Source organism: Bacteriovorax sp. BAL6_X (assembly GCF_000443995.1).
In the GTDB taxonomy this organism is placed as follows: Bacteria; Bdellovibrionota; Bacteriovoracia; order Bacteriovoracales; family Bacteriovoracaceae; genus Halobacteriovorax_A.
On sequence record NZ_AUMC01000010.1, the window covers coordinates 942,077 to 961,721 of the forward strand.

Sequence of the window (19,645 nt, forward strand, 5' to 3'; positions counted from 1 at the left end):
TTCTAGTAAGTTTCTAACCTACGAATTGTAATTTGTATCAATTAGAGAAAACAATTTTAAGGTTTTATATATTTTAGGAGGCAGTTATGGCAAAGGGGCCAAGAGTTATCATTACACTTGAGTGTACAGAAGCGAGAAAGAATGGACAAACTCCATCTCGTTACACAACGACTAAAAACAAAAAGACTCACCCAGAGAGACTTGAAGTTAAGAAGTACAATCCTTTCTTAAGAAAGCATACACTTCACAAAGAAATTAAATAATTTGATTTATCAAATTTAAATATAAAAAAAGCCTCGCAATGCGAGGCTTTTTTTATGACTTATTATTCAAAATCACATTCGTATTCAGCTGTTTCAACTGATTTTTTTGAAAAGAATTTCTTATTAAAGACATGGACTTTCATTGTTGATGGATTATCTAGGTTGAAGTCAACTTCAGTAGTATAACCACGACTTGGATCTCTAAAAGAGAGGTGTGTTTCTCCATTATCGTTTACTACAACCTTCGCTTTTTCAAACATTCTACCGTTTTCAAGAATTGTTGGGATAATATTTAATCCTTCGTAATTCTTTTCAGTATTCCAGAAAGATACTTTATAAGTTGTATTCTTATAGTCTGAGAATTGATTCTTTATAATTCCAAAACAAGCGACTTCACCAAGTAGCATATTTTCTTCAAGAACATATGATTTGGCATTCACGCGATTACACTTAATAACATTTGAAATTATGTTCTTAGGCCAATTTGGGTTAAATATGGCCTCCTCTGCACAAAAATTTGCAAATACACTGGTTGTTAGTGTTAGAAGTACTATAACTTTGTACATCTTCTCTCCTTAGATTTTTATGTTTATGGAGATTTAGCAGATTTTCTCGGCCAAGTAAAAACTATTGTAAAGGTTTCACAGTGAGTACCCCTGTGGCCCGTAAGTGGAGAGGCACTCGTTCTATTTTTCAATGACTTCGTGGCAAAAGACATCTCTGCAATCAATATGGCGACACTCAGGAGCTTTACTCTTACAGTGATCAACCGCAAGAGGGCAACGGGTATGGAAATTACATCCTGTTGGTGGATTAAGAGGTGAGGGAAGTTCCACATTCTTAAGCGGAGGAAATGCTTTTATTATTTCACTTTCAACAGCATGGGCCGACTTTAAAAGTGTTTTTGTGTATGGGTGCTGAGGAGTATTAAAAATTACGTCACTCTTTCCATATTCACAAACTTTTCCAAGATACATGACAAGAACTTTATCTGCGATATAACGAACAACAGATAGATCGTGTGAAATAAAAATATAAGTAAGATTAAACTCTTTTTGAAGTTCTCTTAATAGGTTTAGAACTTGTGCCTGAACTGAAACATCAAGAGCGGATACCGGCTCATCGAGAATTAAAACTTTTGGTTTTAAGATAAGTGCTCTGGCTATTCCAATTCTTTGGCGCTGTCCTCCACTAAACATATGAGGGTATTTGTGAGCATGAGCTCGACGAAGGCCTACTGTTTCCATTAGGTCACAGGCGCGCTCAAAAGCTTCTTTCTTAGTTACCTTTTCATTAATAAGAAGTGGGTCTGCAATAATCTCCCAGGCCTTCTTTCTTGGATTAAGTGATTCAAGAGGATTTTGAAAAACCATTTGGATGGACTTATATAATTCTTTTGATGAAAGAGTTGAGAAATCTTTTCCACCAATTGTAATACTCCCATCAGTTAATTGCTCAAGTGCCATAAGGCACTTAGCAAGAGTCGACTTTCCACAGCCGGATTCACCAACAATTCCAAGTGTCGTTCTTTCTTGTAGTGTGAAGCTAAGTCCATCAATGGCCTTGACGAATTTCGTCCCAACAGGATAGTGTTTCTTTAAATTATTTACTGTAATCGTATTGATCATAATTTATACCTAATTCTTAATTTAATGGGTGAATACAACGAAGGGAGCGATCGTCATGAATGACAAGTTTTGGCCTTGTTTCACATTGCTTAGTCGCATATTCACAACGCTTTCTAAATTGGCAACCAGTAGGGCGATTTCCTAAATCTGGTACTATTCCTTTTATTGAGTAAAGGGGAGCGTCTATATCATTCGAAAATGATGGAATTGATTTAAGAAGCCCTGATGTATAAGGATGTCGAGGAGAGTTAATCACGGCCATAGTTGGCCCTTTTTCAATTACTTCTCCTGCATACATTACCTGTAAGTTTTGTGTGAAGTCCTTAACAACCGCAAGGTCGTGAGAAATAAAAATAACTGCCATACCAGTTTCTTTTTGAATTTCATCTAAGAGTTCGAGGACTTGTTGTTGAACAGTAACATCAAGGGCCGTCGTTGGCTCATCCGCAATTAAAAGTTTTGGGCCAGAGGCGATGGCCATGGCAATCATTACTCTTTGGGCCATCCCTCCTGAGAGTTCATGTGGGTAGGCCTTCATACGCTCTTTTGGTGCAGGAATTCCAACTTGGACGAGTAGTCTTTCAACACGATCTTTTCGTTCTTGTTTTGAAAGCTTTGGTTCGTGAATCAGTAGAACTTCTTCAATTTGATTTTCAACTGTATAGCATGGGTTAAGACTACTCATGGCATCTTGGAAAATCATACTGATATCTCCACCGCGAATTTGTTGCCATGATTTCTCGTTAAGCTTTTGCAGATCAACGCCATTAAAGCTTAACTCATCTGCTGTTACAACGGCGTTGTCATCAAGAAGACCCATGATCGCCATATTCGTGATACTCTTTCCACAGCCCGATTCTCCAACAATTCCTAGTGTCTCACTTGCTTCAACTTCAAATGAAACATTTCGGACAGCATGAATGAGTCCTTTTTTGGTTTTAAATTGTATATTTAGATTTTTTACTTTTAATAAGCTCATATTTTATTTCTTTATCGTTTAAGTTTAGGGTCGAGTGCATCTCTAAGACCGTCACCAAAAAGGTTTAGTCCCAATACAACTGCCAGAATACAAAGACCAGGTAGTGTCACAAGCCAAGGAGCACTTTGAATATAAGGCCTTGCATCACTTAGCATAATTCCCCATTCTGGTGTAGGAGCCTGGACTCCAAGTCCTAGGAAACCTAGTGCCGCAGTAGAGAGAATCCCTTCTGATAGGCCAAGAGTTACTTGAACAATTAATGTGGCCATGCAGTTTGGTAAAATTTCTTTAAGCATGATGCGAATAGGAGAGGCTCCAAATGTTTTTGCTGCTTGTACGTACTGAAGGTTTTTAATCTCTAAAACATTTGCACGAATAAGACGTGTAAATGATGGGATGCTCACAAGAGCAACAGCAAAAACTGCATTCATAAGGCCAGGTCCAATAACTGAAACAACAATGATGGCAAGCAAAATACTTGGATAGGCCATTAGGATGTCAATAAATCGCATAATAACGGCATCCGTTTTACCGCCAAAATATCCGGCTATAAGGCCTAGCATTGTTCCTACTAGTGTTGAGATTAGAACAATTGAAATACCAACAAAGAGTGAAACTTGAGCACCGTAGATCAGACGACTGAAGACATCTCGACCTAGGTCATCTGTTCCTAAGATGAATTGGAATGAGCCATCATTTGCCCAAAAGGGAGGAAGACGTAATTGACCAGGGAAGATCTCACTTGCTCCGTGTGGGGCAATTAAAGGAGCAAGAAGTGCGATAATAATAAAGCCTAAAACAAGAGCGAGCCCAAAGACCGCACCTTTATTATCGCTGAAGTGATCAATAAATTCTTTTAAAATTTGAATATTTGTTACATTTGAATTTTGAGTGTTTTGCACTTCCATTATTTAGAACCTGAGATTTTTGGATTAACAATTGAGTAGATAATATCCACACACATATTTATGAAAATAACCATCAGAGCAATAAAGAGAATTCCGCCTTGGATAACTGGGTAGTCGCGGGCGTGAATACTTGCCACAAGCCAGCGTCCAATTCCTGGCCAAGAAAAGATTGTCTCCGTTAGGATAGCGCCAGTGATGATACTTCCAAAAAGAAGGCCAATTACCGTTACAATAGGAATCAGAGCATTGCGTACAGCGTGCTTCCAAACGATTTTTTGATAGCTTTGTCCCTTGGCCTTGGCCGTTTGAATATAAGGTGCTTTTAATACTTCAAGGACACTTGATCTCGTCATTCGAGATATAACGGCAAGAGGAATTGTCCCCATGGCAATTGTTGGAAGAATGAGGTGTTTTAGTGCAGAGCTAAAAGGTGCAAATCCATCAAAAGAAATTACCTCTGGATTTAGTGTATCGATTAACATCAAACCTGTAACTCTAGGTACGTCAAAGAGAACATCCATTCTACCAGATACTGGTGTGATTCCCATATTAACTGAAAAGATAATGATAAGAATTAATCCCCACCAAAAAATAGGCATTGAATAGCCAACGAGTGAAGTACCCATTAGGAGGTAATCCATGAAAGAGTTGCGTTTTAAGGCAGCATAAACACCGGCCGGTATTCCTATTAAGATAGCAAAGATCATGGCACAAATTCCAAGCTCCAAGGTTGCAGGAAATCGTGAAAAGAATTCATTGGTAACAGTTTGTTTTGTTACAATGGAGATTCCAAAATCACCAGTGAAAATATTTTTCATATAAATGAAGTACTGTTCTAAGATTGGACGATCAAGACCTAAGGTTTTTTGCATGGCCGCATAGACTTTTGGATCAGCTCCGCGTTCACCTAGTAAAAGTAGAACTGGGTCACCTGGAACTAAGCGCACGACAATAAAAGAAAATAAGCTAATCCCAATGAGTGTAGGGATTAGCTGTAGAAAGCGTTTTTTTAAGAATTTTTTCATATATTAATCTAAATTACTCTAGTGAAACTTTATCAAAGATATCATTTCCTAGTGGGTGAATCTTATATCCCTTCACATTACTTCTCATTGCACGGTGTACAGTTGAGTGGAATAAAGTGATCCAAGGAACTTGTTTTTTGAATACTTCTTGCGCCTTCATGTAGTGGGCCGCACGTTCTTTCTTACCGCTTAGACGCTTGGCCGCAATAACTTCGCGGTCATAATCTTTATTACACCAGTTAGCATAATTTGATCCGGCCTTCGCACCTTCACAACTTAGAAGCATATAGAGAAAATTATCAGGGTCACCATTATCACCAGTCCAACCCATTTGTAGCATTGCGTGTTCGCCTGCATGGGCCTTCTTAAGGTAAGTTGGCCAGTCGTAAGTGACTAGCTCAACCTTAATACCAATCTTTGCAAGGTCTTCTTGCATAAGTTCACCCATCTTTTTTCCATTTGGATTATAGGGACGAGAAACAGGAAGGGTCCAAAGAGTTGTACTGAAGCCATCGGCGAGTCCTGCTTTTTTTAACTCTTCTTTGGCCATCTCAATATTGTAATCATAATCTCTAATGTCGCTATTATATCCCCAAATAGTTGGTGGCATTGGGTTCTTAGCAACTGTTGCATATCCAAGATATATTGGTTCAATATATGTTTTGCGATTAAGTGCATAGTTAATGGCACGTCTTACATGAATATTATCAAATGGCTTTTTCTGTGTATTAAGAGCAAGATAGCCAACATTTAGCCCTGGGCCAGAAAGAACATTAATGTCTTTATTAGCATCAAGTGCAGCAATATCAGTTGGTGCAGGTTGAGTTGCTAGGTGACATTCACCGGCGACAAGTTTTTGCGTTCTAACAGAGGCATCTGGTGTGATAGAAAAAACCATACGCTTAATTTTTGGAACACCGTTAAAGTATTGCTCATTTGCAATATAGCGGATCATTGTATCTTTTTGGTAAGACTTAAAAATAAATGGTCCTGTACCAACTGGCTTTCGATCCAGAACCTCCGGAGTTTGTGCGGCCAACATTTTTTCACCATATTCGCGAGATAGAACGCTAGTGAAGGCCATGGCAAAATTTGCAAGTAGGGGAGCTTCTGGGTGGTGTAATGAAATTTGGAGTTGATGCTTATCTGTTTGCTCAATACTCTTAATAATATTACTCATTCCCATTCCATCCCAATACTCATAGATTCCTCCACTTACTTTATGGTATGGGTGATCTTTTTTGAACATTCGATTGAATGACCAGACGACATCACTGGCATCAAGATTACGAGTTGGCTTAAATTCTTTTGTTGTATGAAACTTGATATCTTTACGAATGTTGAAAGTATAAGTTAGCTGATCATCAGAGATCGTCCAGCTCTCAGCAATTGAAGGTATGATATTGGTCGATCCCGTTTCAAATTTAACAAGTCGATTATAAAGAGGGTAGACTGCAGCATTATGTGAAGGCCCATCTGTTAAGAATTGTGGATTAAAACCAGAAGGAGAGCCCTCTGAACAATAGACAAAAGTTGATTTATTGGCGCCGCTCTTTCCTGAACATGAGACAACTAGTGTGGCCATCATTAGTACGGCCATTAAGCTTTTAAGCATTCTTCTCTCCCTTACTTAAAATAAATTAAATTTTGTTTAATCAAAATGATACGTAGCATTTAAGGTCCCGTAAACAATGCCTAGCGGCAATTCGATTAAATATAACTTCTTTTTACTAGATAATTGTGAGGAGAAAATAATAGAAGAACCCTCTATACGAAAATAGAGGGTTCTTTATTATAAGTGGCCTTCATCAATTCCCTAATATTGAAGAAGGCCCTTATTTTAAATAAGGGCCAATTTATTAAAACTTAGCTTTTGTATTTAATGTGTACGTTACTGACTTTAGCTCTTGCCCTGGTACTTTTGATACTAGTGGGAAGAATGTAAGCGTAACCTTAAGCTCTCGTGCCTTTTCAAAAGGTCCGAGAGGAAATTTCTTAATCTTTTCAAACCCATGTTTCTTTAGCTCTTCTTTGAATAGAATATTTCCATTCTCAAGTAGAGACTTATTGAAAGTTAAGAGATCAATTATTTTCTTAAAGTGAATCTTCTTCTTTTCTTTATCGTAAACTACAATTTCTGCTCTAAGTTGCTCCATGCCTTCTGTATAGTTAGAAAGCTCTAGTTCGAATTGACCTTTAATGCCAACTTTTACTTTTTCTGGATTAACTAGAATTGGAGCTTTTGCTTCATCTAGATCGAAGAACTCTACCTTAAGAGTTGACTCATAGCTGTAGTCAGAAGTTCTTGTGAAGTCTGATACTTGGAAGTTCACTTGAGTCGCTTCCTTATTTAAGTTTTGTACGAGAGTATCAAAGCTCTTTAGTTCATCACTGAATTTAAGTGTGAAGTTAGCATCGGCCTTATCAATTGCACCAAGATATTGTACTTTCACTTTGTGAGTTACGTTTTCCATCTCTTTGTATGCAACTGTACGAGTCTTTGTACAAGAGTACGGCTCTGAACGGTACTTCGTAACATCACGACATACATATTTTTGGTAAGGAACATTGTCGCATATATTTCGCCCTGGACGAGTGTGACATCTTCTAATTGGAACATTACGACAAACACGATCTTGATATGGTACTGAACGACAAATTTCGCGACCTGGTTTTGTTTCACACACGCGACGGCTATCACGCTGACGACACTCTTGTCTTCCATTTACTGTGCGACAAACTCTTTGACCTGGAACGGTACGACATTCTTGTCTCGAAGGCCCACGTGTACATTCACGACGATATTTTGTTTCATAACGACATTGGTAATCGTAATCTGTTTCACAGACTTGACGACTTGGCTCCCAACGACATTCTCTACGATAGTCTGTTTCATATCCACATTCTGTTTCTTGGTATGGAATTTGGCGGTAGCATGTCCCTTCGTATGGCTCTTCTTTGTACTTAGTAACTTCAACTTCTTTAGCTAGTACTTGTACATCATTATCACCACCGTTGAATGAGAAGTTTAATTGATGATCGCTTGCATTCGCAGCGAGAGTGTAACATACGAGCATAAGCCCGATTAGAATTTTTGACATTTCTCCCCCTTAAAAAATAACAGTTGAGAGTTTTTATCGAGAATTAAGTGAAATTGAAAAAAATACGAAGGTTAATTTTAAATTAACTTCACAATGTAAGATATTTTAAGAAAAATGACAGTTATTTAGTGTGGATATTTAGGGAGTAAGCTCTTTTTGGTAAGAAAATGGCCCCAGCTTGGGGCCAATATTTTAAGTCTTAGTTTAGGTTAAGTGGAGTGTACTCAAGGTTTAGATCTTCAGCAACTTGCTTGTACACAAGTTTACCTTTGTAGATATTGATCCCTTTCTTGAATGCGTCGTCCATCATTGCAGACTCTTCAACCCCGTATTTTGCAATCATGCGAGCATATTTAAGAGTTACGTTTGTCAGTGCATAAGTAGAAGTTTGAGCTACAGCACCTGGCATATTTGCAACACAGTAGTGAACAACTCCATCAACTAGGAAAGTTGGATTTTGGTGAGTCGTTGGCTTACAAGTCTCAATACATCCACCTTGGTCGACAGCGATATCAACTACAACTGAACCTTTTTCCATTTTAGAAATCATTTCTCTTGTTACAAGTTTTGGTGCCTTTGCTCCTGGAACAAGAACTGCACCAATAACAAGATCTGACTCTTGTACTGTTTTTTCAATATTGTCGATATTTGAAAATAGAGTCGTGATTCTGTTATCAAATAGGTCATCAAGCTCAGCAAGGCGTTTAGTCGAAAGGTCGATTGCTGTAACATCAGCACCCATTCCCATTGCCATCTTAATTGCGTTAGTCCCCGCAACACCACAGCCGATAACAGTTACTTTTGCTCTTCTTGTACCTGGTACACCACCAAGAAGTACACCTTTTCCACCGTGGTCAATTTGTAGGTAAGAAGCACCAATTTGCGTTGCCATTCTTCCTGCTACTTCTGACATTGGAGTTAGAAGTGGAAGTGAGCCATCTGCTGGTTGGATCGTTTCGTATGCAATACAAGTTGATCCTGACTCCATAAGACCCTTTGTTTGTGGCTCATCCGCCGCAAGGTGAAGGTATGTGTAAAGAATATGGTGTGGTTTTAAAAGAGCGATCTCTCTTGCTTGAGGCTCTTTAACCTTAATGATCATTGTTGATTTTTCAAATACTTCTTCAAGAGATGGAAGAATCTTTGCACCAGCTTGAATATATGCTTCGTCAGAAATACCAATTCCAATACCTGCATTAGTTTCCACGTAAACTTCGTGACCATCGTGGATAAGCTGTCTTACACCACCTGGAACTAGACCTACGCGATTTTCGTTATTTTTAATTTCCTTAGGAACACCAATAATCATAAAAACTCCATTAAATTGAAGGCGTTAAAATACTCATAAAATATATGAGGCAAATATAATTGTTTTCATTTGCTATTACAATATATTAAACCTCGAATTTTAGCCCGTCATAGGCAACTTTGACACTTCCATCTGGAAAGTGATGGTCACACTCTTTTTGCAAGCTGCTGTGATCAAGCTCATGGCCCATATGAGTCAGGTAATTATGCTTAGCACCTATTTTTCTGATGTATTCAAAGCTGCGCTTTACGTAGAGATGGGCCGGGTGTGGCTTATGTCGCACGCAGTCAATAATGAGTGAGTCTAAATCATATGAGCGCAACTTATCGATCTCTCTTTGTGGGATTTCATGACAGTCTGATATGATCGCCAGCTTTCCAATAATAAGGCCAAGTGATATACCATTACCATGGGGCAGTTCAATAAATTCACATCTTAAATCACAAATCCTAGTTATTGCATTTAGTTCAATTTCGTTGAGCAAAAGCCTCGGACTTGAGCCAATGTGACCAGGGTTATTTCCAAAAATATAACCAAATCTATTTTTGATAATATGGGCACTGCTTTGATCTGTGTAGAGGTTGATAGGATGTTTAAAAGTGAATGGCCTTATGTCATCAATACCGTTCAAGTGGTCTGCATGAGCATGTGAAATAATCACCGCACTGATATCTTGAACTCCTTCACGCAATAATTGCGTGCGAAGATCTGGCCCCGTATCAAAGAGAATTGTGGTATCATCATGTTGGATTAAAAATGATGTTCGCAAACGTTTATTGTGTTTATTAGAGCTCGTGCAAACTGGACAGCTGCAGCCTAACATTGGAATACCTGTACTTGTTCCGGTACCTAGGAACGTAACTAATAAATTCATAACTTTATATTGCCAAGAAAATCATAAGTTTTTAAGCTATTTATATTAACTTTTATTGGAGATTTGATGTTTAAAGCAATTAATTTATTTGCCTTTATTACTGCAGCTCTTTTTCTAAACTCATCATGTTCATCAACAAATGAAGCAAAACACTCTGGCAACACAGATCTAGGGTCTCTTGAGCTTAATATTGATGTGCAAAAGTATACTTTAGATAATGGCCTGCGCTTACTACTTGTTCGAGACTCGAAATTACCGATTGCCTCAATTTACACATTTTATGATGTCGGTGGCCGCTACGAAAGAAAGGGCACGACTGGAGCAACTCACTTTCTTGAGCATATGATGTTTAAGAAGACAAAGAATTTTCCAGCAGAGTACTTCTCAGACTATATTGAAACATATGGTGGGAACTCAAATGCATACACGACATTTGATAACACGGTTTACTACGAAAATATTGCAGCTCCTACTGTTGAAAAAATGATTGAACTTGAAGCTGAAAGAATGGCAAATTTAATGCTTGAAGAAGTGCCTTTTGAAAAAGAAAGACAAGTTGTTCTTGAAGAAAGAAAGATGCGCTATGAAAATAGGCCAAGTGGAAAGATTCACCTTGCTATGATGAAAGCAATGTTTAAAGGAACTCCATATGGAGGCTCTGTCATTGGTGATGCTAAAGACGTAAAGGATTTAGATCGTAAGCAAATGCTTGAGTTTTATCATGATTTCTATGCTCCAAATAATGCTATTATGGTAATTGTTGGAGATATCAATCCTTCTTCAATACTTTCTAAAGTGAAAAAAACAATTGGAAAAATTCCAATGAATAAGAATCTTGAAGCAAAAAAGTCAAAGCTTGATGATGCTGGAAGATATAAGAGACAAGCAAAGCTTCCTTACGTTAGAAGCCTTAAGGGGCAATCTAAGAACCCAATGTTTAGACTAGCTTTTCCTGCAGTTTCAGTTACTCATGAAGACTCATATGCCCTAGATTTCTTATCTGATATTTTAGGAACTGGAACAAGCTCTTATCTTGTTAAAAATTATGTTGTTTCTAAGTCGCCAAGACTTTCAAAAGTTTATTCATATAATTATGGCCTAAAAAATGGCGGAATTTTTGTTATTGGAGGAGAGCTGCTTCCAAAGAAAGGGATCAAAGATACTCGCCGTCGATTACTACGAACATTAAAGAAATCTTGCTCTAAAGCAATCACTCCACGTGCTGTTCAAAAAACTAAGAATATGCTGCTTAAGCAGTACTATGAAGCGATCTCTACAAATGATGGTTTAGCAAGCTTTTTAGGGTCATCAGAGTTTTTTAATGGTGACTATAAAGAATATAAGAAACAGCTAAAGAGCTACAGTGAAATGACTGTTGATCAGGTACGTGATGTTTGTCGTCGTTATATCTCTGGTAACGAATATGTATTCTTATCAATTTGGGATCGTAACTAGAATGAAAGGGTTAGTAGCTATGAATAAAATTTTAAAATCATTAATCATTGCATCTACATTCGTAAGTGTTGGTGCCAATGAACTTGTCGATAAAATTGAAAAGTTTAAGTGGGACAATATTGATGTCACTTATATTCAAGATGATAAATTTCCAACTTACAATGTTACGATCTTCTTTGCAGATGGTGCAATTAAAGACGGACGTACTAAAGGTGTAACTAAGATGATGTTTGACCTACTAGAGAGTGGGACAAATCGTTTTAGCTTAAATGAAATTGCGGACAATTTAGAATTCTATGGTGTTTCAACTACTTCAAATGTAACACATGAATTCTCAAGCTATTCTTATAGTGGACTTGCAAAAGATGTGATTCCAACAACAAAGAAAATTTGTCATATATTTAGGGATGCAGTTTATCCAAACCAAGAGTTATCTAAGGCAAAGAAGTCTCTCATCGCTCAAAGGCAAAACCTAGTATCTAATCACGGTGAGCTAGCTTCTATTGCCTTTCGTTCAATAAGCCTTAAGGGAACTCCATACGTTTCAGATGTTAGAGGTAGGCTTGCAGATATTAAGCGTATTAAGAGGGCCTATCTTCAAAGTCGCCTGAAGTATTTTAGAGATGATGTGAAAAAGAAAGTTTATATCACTGGGCCACGTTCACTTCTTAAAGTCAAAAATATTATTACAGACGAATGTGGCTTCAATGCTAAAGCAAGCTTCATCAGAAGATTGGATACTGAGGTTAAAGAGATAAAGAAATTTAATCCTGAGAAACCTCTTATACACTTTGTTGAAGTCCCTAAGGCAAATCAAGCACAAGTTAGAGCAGGGGTTTATATTGCAAAAAAAGAGGATCCTGGTTTTGAAAATCTAGAATTTATGTCTCAATACTTAGGTGGTGGATTCACATCGATTCTTGTTAAAGAACTAAGAACAAAAAGAGGGCTAACATATTCGGCCTGGGCTACAGCTGGTATGCAAAAAGATTATGGCCGCTCGATTCTTTCTACTTTTACAAAGGAAGAAACAGTAGGGCAGATGGTTCAAGAAGTCGTGAAGATATTAAAAGACAATTCTGTGCCAACAAATATATCGATGGAAGAAATTGAAAAAGTTAGAAAGGCCGTTAAGGGTGGATTTGCTTTTCAATTTCAAAAGCCTTCAAGCTTTATGAGACAACTTGTAAGTCTTGATAATTCTCAAGTTGATATCAAACGATTCCTTGAGTACACGGAGTCTGTTGATAAGATCTCGCAGGAGGATGTCGCAAAGACAATCTATGCGGCCTTCCCATATGATAAGGTACAAATTGTAGTTCTTGGTGATAAGTCTATGAAGAAGGCCTTAAGCAAAATAGGAAAGATTAAAACTTATTCTTATAAGAATTTTCTCTAATCAATAATCTGGTACAACCAGAACATGGGTAGGGCCTGAAAGGCCTTGCCCAATTGTTCTAACTAAAGAGTAATCACTAATATCAATTTCCACTAAGTGATTATATGAATAATCAGAAACAATAATATTACCACTATGTAGTTGTGCGACACCTCTTGGATTTGTAAGGTATGTTGTATTACTATAGCTCGCTCCTGTTGCGCTTAGAGAACTGTCATATTCAACTACTTGGTCTGTCGTTCCATTCCATATACCGACAATATCTCCATTATCTAACTCGATAGCAAAGTAGCCATCATTTGCGCCGGCAGGACTTCCAACACTATTTTGTTGTACACCATCTTCATCATAAGTTCTTATCTGATCAGAGCCACGAGAGCTTATTAAAAATCCACCATCTGCTAGTGGTGCCATTCCTTGTCCAGTACTAATAATATTTGTAATTGGAAAACCAGAAGTCTCTCTTTGATGGCCATCTCCTAGAGGTGTAAATAGTTCGAGATTATTTGACTCAAGAACAGCAATATTTCCATTTACTAATTCTGTCACACCCCTAAGGCTACCATTAAGACCTGAGTGAACAATCACATCAGAAACTTTTCCTGTATAAGCATTTACTCCTAAAACTCGGTCATTACCATCAGTTGTAAATAGAAGTTGGTTTTTCTCATTTGACCAACCTAGTGCCAAAAGCAAAACACTATTGCCTGTCACTTGATAGATTGTTCTTTTAAAAACTCCATTACTATCAAGTTGGACAATCGAATCGGCAGTGTAATTCATTACAATGATATCTCCTGGCTCTAGATAGTTACCACTAGGTGCTGGCAGGGGCTCTGCTTTAATAACTGATTCAACCTCCTCACAAGAAGTTAGGCCATGGATTAAGGTGATAAAAAATATTAGCTGTATAATTTTAAACTTTCTCATGCCTAAAGAATCGGGGTGGGCCGAAAATAAAGTTAATTCTAGTTTTAAATAGATTAAATTGAGAAAAATCTTCCGGTTATCTCATTTCAGGAAATTTTATTTTCTTTTTGTTACAATAACTTAGAGGTGTTTAATTGAGCTTAGCTAAATATTTAAAACTATTCACACTACTCATTCTGTGCTTTCTTGGCCAAGCTGCCAGCGCCGAATTTTCATACCTGAAAATAGATGGAATCTTTGGAATTGGAACAAATGATAAAATGGACCAATATGATACGGCAACCACTGGTATCGGTTACAATATTTCTTATGGGGTAAGAAATCGAGTCATTGGAATTGAGGCATTTTATACAAGTATAGATTTAAGTGGCGATATCAGTCATGGGGGAGTTAATCGTGTGGCCGTACAATCTCTCAATATTTATGGTGTTGAACTTCACTTTTATCCGACCCTGAGGCTTGCCATAAAGTTAGGTTACGCATTTTCGTCATTTAATGATTACCTTGAAAACAACACGGATGACAATATTTTTGCAGGGGCCGCAAGTACTTACGGGCTGAAAAGAAATACGACATTAGGTGGCCTAAGACTAGGCGTAGCATATGATTTTTTTCATATTGGAAGAAAGCTACACTTTCAATCAGGTTATACTTACCAAGAAAATGGTAATGGACACGAGAATCTAATTTCGTTAGGGATTGTCTTTAAGTTTAATCGCGGAATTCTTGATCGTTTAATTCGTTAAAAAAAAAATAAATTACGACTCTAGAGTATGCCCTTGCATATTAACCTTTGCTCCTGGAGCAATATTAATATTCTTAGCAACAATTTGACCTTTAACTGTTCCTGTAGGGAAGACCTTTACCTTTCCCTGTGCGGTAATATCACCACAAACAACGCCATAGATATTTAGGTCTCCACAGCGAATTCGTCCTTTTACATTACCTTGAGGCTCAATTGTCAGTTGATGTTTCTCATCGATTTGAATATCACCTTCGATCGTTGAACAAATATGTGAAGGCCCTGCTAGAACGATATCACCTTTTATAACCGAGCCAATACCGACAAAAGTAAAATTTTGATCTCTTAAATCCATAATATGCCCTTATTTAATCTCTTCTCTGAAAAGTTGTTGATGAACAATATCACCAAGGCGGTTAAAGATTAGAATTTTAAACATTACAGTTTTATTCTTAGGCATATCGAACTTCGCTGTTACAGGACGAAAGCGTGATGTCGCAAATGATTCACCTTTTGTGTAGTTAAGAGAGAAGTTTCTAATTGAGTCTCCACCTTCTGGATAGTGAAAGTAGTTATTTCCATCAAATAAGAAGATATGAATATAGCCGGAAACCTTATTATTATCTTTAGTTATATTGATAATATTGAAGTTTAGTTCTGCCTTATCATCCTTTTTAGTAACCTTAAGATCTTCAATATTAATACTTGAAGGACTAGTTAGATCTTTTTGACCTTTTACAGGAGCAATAATATTAAGTGAACTTGCACTCACTGCACTAATTGTTTCATTTGCAAGACGGTTTGTTAAATCAAGGTTAAGAGTTGTTAGTTCAGTATTCTTCTGGGCCAGAGTAGAGTTCTCATCTCTTAGGTTTTTTATAATAAGAGGTTCTTTGGCCTTAATAAGCTTTTCGATATTCTTCGTATAGAAATATGACCCAGCTAGGGCAAAGATGGAAAAGACTGTTAGCACAACTGGTACATAAAGAATTGCTTTATACTCACGTGGAGAAAGCTGTAAGTACCTTGGCACTTTATTATTTTCATAAAGAATAAAAGACAAATTATTTTTTGCCTTCGAATTACTTGATGGTGTGGACATCCCGTTCCCTTTTAATTTTCGCTATATGGTCTCGTTAAAGTGAGATTCAATGTGAAAATTTGTTTTGGGTCTTGCGAAGTAAAGAACCTTTGTGATGGTTCAAAACTTAAGTGCTCCCTCTCGTTTGTAATATCCATTGGAATACGCTGCCATCGCTCTGCTACAATCTTCCACTTGTAGTAAGCGTCACGTTTTAAATAGAGTGTTTTCTTTCCAATATCGTTAATTGTATTACTAGTGTAATCTTGCTTAAACGTTACGACAACATAGTCATCAGCTTTTAAGACGGTAAGATTCTTAAGTTGAATTGATGGTGTGCCAGGGTTTGCAAATACGGCCCTTTTGTATTGTGCAAAAGAGTTATAGTTCCCACGGCTTGGATCAACAAATTCTGTACGTGAATAGAAGCTTAGGTAGTCTTTAATATTCTCCGTTGACCAAGCTGTTAGCCAACCGTTAACTGTATCTAATATTTCATTTTTTTCTTTTAACCATGTTTCTTTGTTGAAAAATTTCAGGTTGTGAACAACAACAATATTAGTCTTATTAATTTCAATAAACTTTGAAATATCAATTAAGTTGATATTGTGAGCAACTAGACATCCTTTTGAATCAAGACCTTTGTCAATTCTTGGTTCGTTGTCTGTTGAGTGAAGCCAGATTCCGCCACCTGTTTTTCCTTGGGCCTTATCAATTGGGTTAGGGTAGTTAAGAACAAATGCTCCAACCCCGTATTGCGCACCAAGTTCTCCATGTCTCTTGATGAGGTCTTTGTGCTCAATAAATTGATTGAAATGATAAACACCTTCTGGTGTTCTACGATCACCTTGGTAAGACTTATTTCCAACCTTTTGACCTGTGGCCATCTGATAAGTTTTAATTAATCGTGGTAGGCCATTGTTATTTTCATATAGATAGAGTGTATGAGTTGATTTCTCTGCAACGATCACATGGTGTGCGAAGTAATCATTTAATAAAAGCAGATTTGATGGATAGAATTCCTGAGCGACACTACTCATAGAAAAAATAGTCGATGTAATAATAGTCGATAAAAATAATAGTTTTTTAATCATGAAAAGCCTTTATATTTGATAACTACCTAATATTGTAGAACATTTTTTTACCACTACTCAAGTATTTATCCCCTAAAAAGCAAAATAACTTTCGATAAAATATCTTTACTAGTCGTAAATACTTAACTTTTTTCAAAAAAAGGCGAAAAGCAGAGGGTAAGGATTTAAGAATAGGCCATATTTAAATAAATTTCATACGTTTTGCATGGCCGCGATGGGGAAAAATATGTCAGCAGAAAAGAAGCAACAAGAAGATTTACTTGCTGAAAGTGAGAAAATTCAAAATGCAGTTGATGAAGTTCTTGGAAGCGATACTGAGACAATTAGTGACGCACAGGAGAAAACTTCCTTAACGCTCGTTGACACAAATATTGACTTTTCTCAACTAAATAATGAAGCTAGCTCTCCACTAGACGAAGGAATCGAGCTTAACTTTGATGATGTAAGTGCCATTGATCTTTGTGCTGAAGGGGATATTGTTGAGAATGCTCCAGCAAATTCAGATTCTCCAAACGATCTAGATATGGACTTTTCATCAAGCATTAAGATTAATTTAACTCAAGAAGGCGATACTATTCCTAATGCATCAATTGATGCTGCTCGTGAGGATGATCTCGACCTGGATAATAATCCCATTATTGTTGAAGATAAAGTTGCGGATACACCAGAGGCCCAAGTAGAAGAAGTTGAAGAACTTGAAGAAGATATCTCTGAAGATGACATTGAGATGAGCCTAGGCGAAATGGACAATGCAGACGATTTGAATGACTTGGATAATCTGGATGATGAACTCAGTGAAATTGAAATGTCACTAGGTGATGATCTTGATGATGAACTCGATGATGACCTTGGAGACTTGAGCGACCTAGATAGTCTAGGGGAGCTTGATGATTTAGGAGACTTCGAGGATGTTGATGCAGACTTAGATTCAGACCTTGATATGTCTTTTGATACATTTGAGCAAGATGACATCACAGACGAAGTTGAAAGTCTTATGGTGCAAGACTCAATTGAAGCTGAAGATACAATGGCACAGCTTGATGGTATGGTTGAGGCAAACCAAGAACACCACGAGATACCTTCTGTCTCATCAGAAGAAACACTAACAGTGACAGCTGTATCGCCAACAGATGAAACTTCTAATTTTGATATGAATGGCCATGGAGCAGTTGAGACTCCTGTAGCAGAAGCTCCACAAGACTTTGCTTCATCTGAACATGGGACTTCTCGAACTTATGCCAGTGCAAATATTAATTTTCATCCTGGGCACATTTTAAGCTCACTGAGTGAAGACCAGCTTCTAGATCTGAGAGTTACTGTAACTGAATTGAAGGAAGATCGAATCAATCTACTATCTGAGTTAAACGAACTTAAGGCCATGATTGAAATTTTAAAAAGAGAATCACTTAACTTAAGAACAGAAGTTGATGAAAAAAATATTGAGCTATCAATAGCCAAAAAACGTCATGCTATCGAATTTGAAGAGACTAAGTCGATGCTTGACAAGTATAAGCATGGCCTAGAATTAAGTGAGGCGAAAAATAAGGCCATGAAAGAAGAGATGGCGGAGATTGGCACGCGCCTAAAGATTGATCATACAAGTATTAGAGCACGTGAACAGGAGTTGGAAAGTCAATTAGAGCTAATGGCCATTGACAGTGATAACAAGATTAAAGCAAGAGATGAAAAGATCTTGGAGCTTAAGCGTAAAATAGATACTCTTGAGTTTAATATGGAAAATACTACAATCAACGAGAGACAAGCGAAGAAAGAGAGAATGCTAGCGCAGCAAAAACTTGAACGTCTTATAACAAACTTAAGGGGATCTTTGAATGTGGTTGCTGATACATTAGAATTAGATGATGAATTAGGATTGGATGATTAATAATTAATATGCTGGAAAAACAATATAAAGCACTTTTAGATTTTATCTGTCAAAATGTTGAAGAGCATAACTTCAATATCATTTTGAAGTCCTTTCGTGATTTTATTAGGACAGAGTTTGATTCAAAAACGCCACTTGTTTTTGCAACACTTGATAATGATTCGGCAAATCCCATCATTCGAGATTTCTATAATAATAAAGTTATTGAAGAGTACCCAAGTAAGGTCTATCAAGAACTTATGGGGGCCTTAAAGACGCAGAAGCTGCACGTTGATATCGAAGGTGATAAGTACCGCTTCGTGGAAGTCGGCTTTAATGGTAGCCAAAGCTTATACCTAGTTCTTAATGGAGAGTATTCAACAGAAATCTTTAATCAAATAGAAAATTATATTCAATCGAAATTTAGAAGCCTTTTACGAGTCAAAGAACTACAACGTCTTCAGGCCTTAGCACATGTTGATGATGTCACAGGACTGTATAATCAAAGAAAGTTTAAAAGTGATATTGATGCTGCTATTAGAGAGTTTGAAGCATTAGAGCGCTCATTCTCTTTGATTTTCATTGATATTGATTATTTTAAAAGTATCAATGATGGCCATGGCCACTTAATTGGAACGAGTTTACTTCAGCAGGTTGCTGAAACTATTCGTGCAACAGTTAGAGAAGATGATCTTTGTTATCGTTATGGGGGAGACGAATTTGTTGTTCTTGCCCCATATTCTTCTCTAAAAGACGCTAAGATGATTGGTCAACGAATTCTTAACCGAGTTAAGTCGACTGTTTATAAGATCGAAGCTGATCTTGAAATCAATACTCATGAGGATGAAGACGTCCAACTGAGTGTCTCAATTGGTGTTGCCAATTACCCAACTAACGCTTCTGGACGTAATGAAATCATCGGAATGGCAGATAGAATGATGTATGAAGCAAAAAAGTCTGGACGTGGCAAAGTCTGTGTAGCAGACTCATAAA

19 protein-coding genes are annotated in these 19,645 nt (G+C 37.2%); 6 read left to right on the plus strand and 13 right to left on the minus strand.

Annotated elements, in window-relative coordinates; translation table 11 throughout:
* Positions 1-86: 86 nt before the first annotated feature.
* Positions 87-263, plus strand: coding sequence for a 50S ribosomal protein L33 (rpmG, locus tag M902_RS15230; protein ID WP_021268365.1), 177 nt, complete (start codon positions 87-89; stop codon positions 261-263).
* A gap of 62 nt (positions 264-325) precedes the next feature.
* Here the strand turns inward: rpmG and M902_RS15235 are convergent, their stop codons facing one another.
* The 9 genes from M902_RS15235 to M902_RS15275 form a co-directional block, all read right to left on the minus strand.
* Positions 326-829, minus strand: a complete 504-nt coding sequence (locus M902_RS15235) for a hypothetical protein (protein WP_021267969.1) — start codon at positions 827-829, stop codon at positions 326-328.
* A 120-nt stretch (positions 830-949) separates the two neighbouring features.
* The gene (locus M902_RS15240; RefSeq protein ID WP_021268614.1) at positions 950-1,891 is read right to left on the minus strand and encodes an ABC transporter ATP-binding protein; all 942 of its coding nucleotides are present in this window, start codon (positions 1,889-1,891) and stop codon (positions 950-952) included.
* A 16-nt stretch (positions 1,892-1,907) separates the two neighbouring features.
* Positions 1,908-2,870, minus strand: coding sequence for an ABC transporter ATP-binding protein (locus tag M902_RS15245; protein ID WP_021268223.1), 963 nt, complete (start codon positions 2,868-2,870; stop codon positions 1,908-1,910).
* Between the two features lie 11 nt (positions 2,871-2,881).
* Complete coding sequence (locus M902_RS15250; protein ID WP_021267859.1) at positions 2,882-3,778, minus strand: ABC transporter permease; 897 nt, start codon at positions 3,776-3,778, stop codon at positions 2,882-2,884.
* Positions 3,778-4,803, minus strand: a complete 1,026-nt coding sequence (locus tag M902_RS15255) for an ABC transporter permease (RefSeq protein WP_021267996.1) — start codon at positions 4,801-4,803, stop codon at positions 3,778-3,780. Before M902_RS15255 ends, M902_RS15250 begins: the two co-directional genes overlap by 1 nt.
* Positions 4,804-4,816: 13 nt before the next feature.
* Positions 4,817-6,418 (minus strand): ABC transporter substrate-binding protein, encoded by a 1,602-nt coding sequence (locus M902_RS15260; protein WP_021267918.1) that lies wholly within the window; start codon positions 6,416-6,418, stop codon positions 4,817-4,819.
* Positions 6,419-6,662: 244 nt separating this feature from the next.
* Positions 6,663-7,904 carry a hypothetical protein gene (locus M902_RS15265; protein WP_021268280.1) on the minus strand — a complete coding sequence of 414 codons (1,242 nt, stop codon included), beginning with the start codon at positions 7,902-7,904 and terminating at the stop codon, positions 6,663-6,665.
* 199 nt (positions 7,905-8,103) lie between these two features.
* The gene (gene ald, locus M902_RS15270; RefSeq protein WP_021268161.1) at positions 8,104-9,213 is read right to left on the minus strand and encodes an alanine dehydrogenase; all 1,110 of its coding nucleotides are present in this window, start codon (positions 9,211-9,213) and stop codon (positions 8,104-8,106) included.
* Positions 9,214-9,298: 85 nt separating this feature from the next.
* Positions 9,299-9,982, minus strand: coding sequence for an MBL fold metallo-hydrolase (locus tag M902_RS15275; protein WP_198011912.1), 684 nt, complete (start codon positions 9,980-9,982; stop codon positions 9,299-9,301).
* Positions 9,983-10,153: 171 nt separating this feature from the next.
* Here M902_RS15275 and M902_RS15280 point away from each other — a divergent pair, with 171 nt between their 5' ends.
* Positions 10,154-11,542: a pitrilysin family protein gene (locus M902_RS15280; protein ID WP_021268141.1), complete on the plus strand. Its 1,389-nt coding sequence runs from the start codon at positions 10,154-10,156 to the stop codon at positions 11,540-11,542.
* A 19-nt stretch (positions 11,543-11,561) separates the two neighbouring features.
* Entirely contained in the window at positions 11,562-12,941 is a 1,380-nt protein-coding gene (locus M902_RS15285) for a pitrilysin family protein (RefSeq protein ID WP_198011913.1), read from the plus strand.
* Here M902_RS15285 and M902_RS15290 read toward each other — a convergent pair whose 3' ends face one another.
* A complete protein-coding gene (locus M902_RS15290; protein ID WP_021268113.1) occupies positions 12,942-13,871 on the minus strand; it encodes an NHL repeat protein in 930 nt (309 codons plus the stop codon).
* A 134-nt stretch (positions 13,872-14,005) separates the two neighbouring features.
* Between M902_RS15290 and M902_RS15295 the strand changes: the two genes are divergently transcribed.
* Positions 14,006-14,617, plus strand: coding sequence for a hypothetical protein (locus M902_RS15295; protein WP_021267953.1), 612 nt, complete (start codon positions 14,006-14,008; stop codon positions 14,615-14,617).
* 12 nt (positions 14,618-14,629) lie between these two features.
* Here M902_RS15295 and M902_RS15300 read toward each other — a convergent pair whose 3' ends face one another.
* Genes M902_RS15300 through M902_RS15310 form a run of 3 tightly spaced genes read right to left on the minus strand, consistent with a single transcriptional unit; the run spans position 14,630 to position 16,788 of the window.
* The gene (locus tag M902_RS15300) at positions 14,630-14,968 is read right to left on the minus strand and encodes a polymer-forming cytoskeletal protein (RefSeq protein ID WP_021268087.1); all 339 of its coding nucleotides are present in this window, start codon (positions 14,966-14,968) and stop codon (positions 14,630-14,632) included.
* A gap of 9 nt (positions 14,969-14,977) precedes the next feature.
* Positions 14,978-15,715 carry a hypothetical protein gene (locus M902_RS15305; protein ID WP_021268738.1) on the minus strand — a complete coding sequence of 246 codons (738 nt, stop codon included), beginning with the start codon at positions 15,713-15,715 and terminating at the stop codon, positions 14,978-14,980.
* A gap of 11 nt (positions 15,716-15,726) precedes the next feature.
* The gene (locus tag M902_RS15310; protein ID WP_021267816.1) at positions 15,727-16,788 is read right to left on the minus strand and encodes a L,D-transpeptidase family protein; all 1,062 of its coding nucleotides are present in this window, start codon (positions 16,786-16,788) and stop codon (positions 15,727-15,729) included.
* A gap of 226 nt (positions 16,789-17,014) precedes the next feature.
* On the opposite strand from M902_RS15310, the gene M902_RS15315 reads away from it, so the two are divergent.
* Together M902_RS15315 and M902_RS15320 are read left to right on the plus strand one after the other, a co-directional pair.
* Entirely contained in the window at positions 17,015-18,673 is a 1,659-nt protein-coding gene (locus M902_RS15315; RefSeq protein ID WP_021268501.1) for a hypothetical protein, read from the plus strand.
* Between the two features lie 8 nt (positions 18,674-18,681).
* The gene (locus M902_RS15320; protein WP_021268626.1) at positions 18,682-19,644 is read left to right on the plus strand and encodes a GGDEF domain-containing protein; all 963 of its coding nucleotides are present in this window, start codon (positions 18,682-18,684) and stop codon (positions 19,642-19,644) included.
* Position 19,645: the final 1 nt, after the last annotated feature.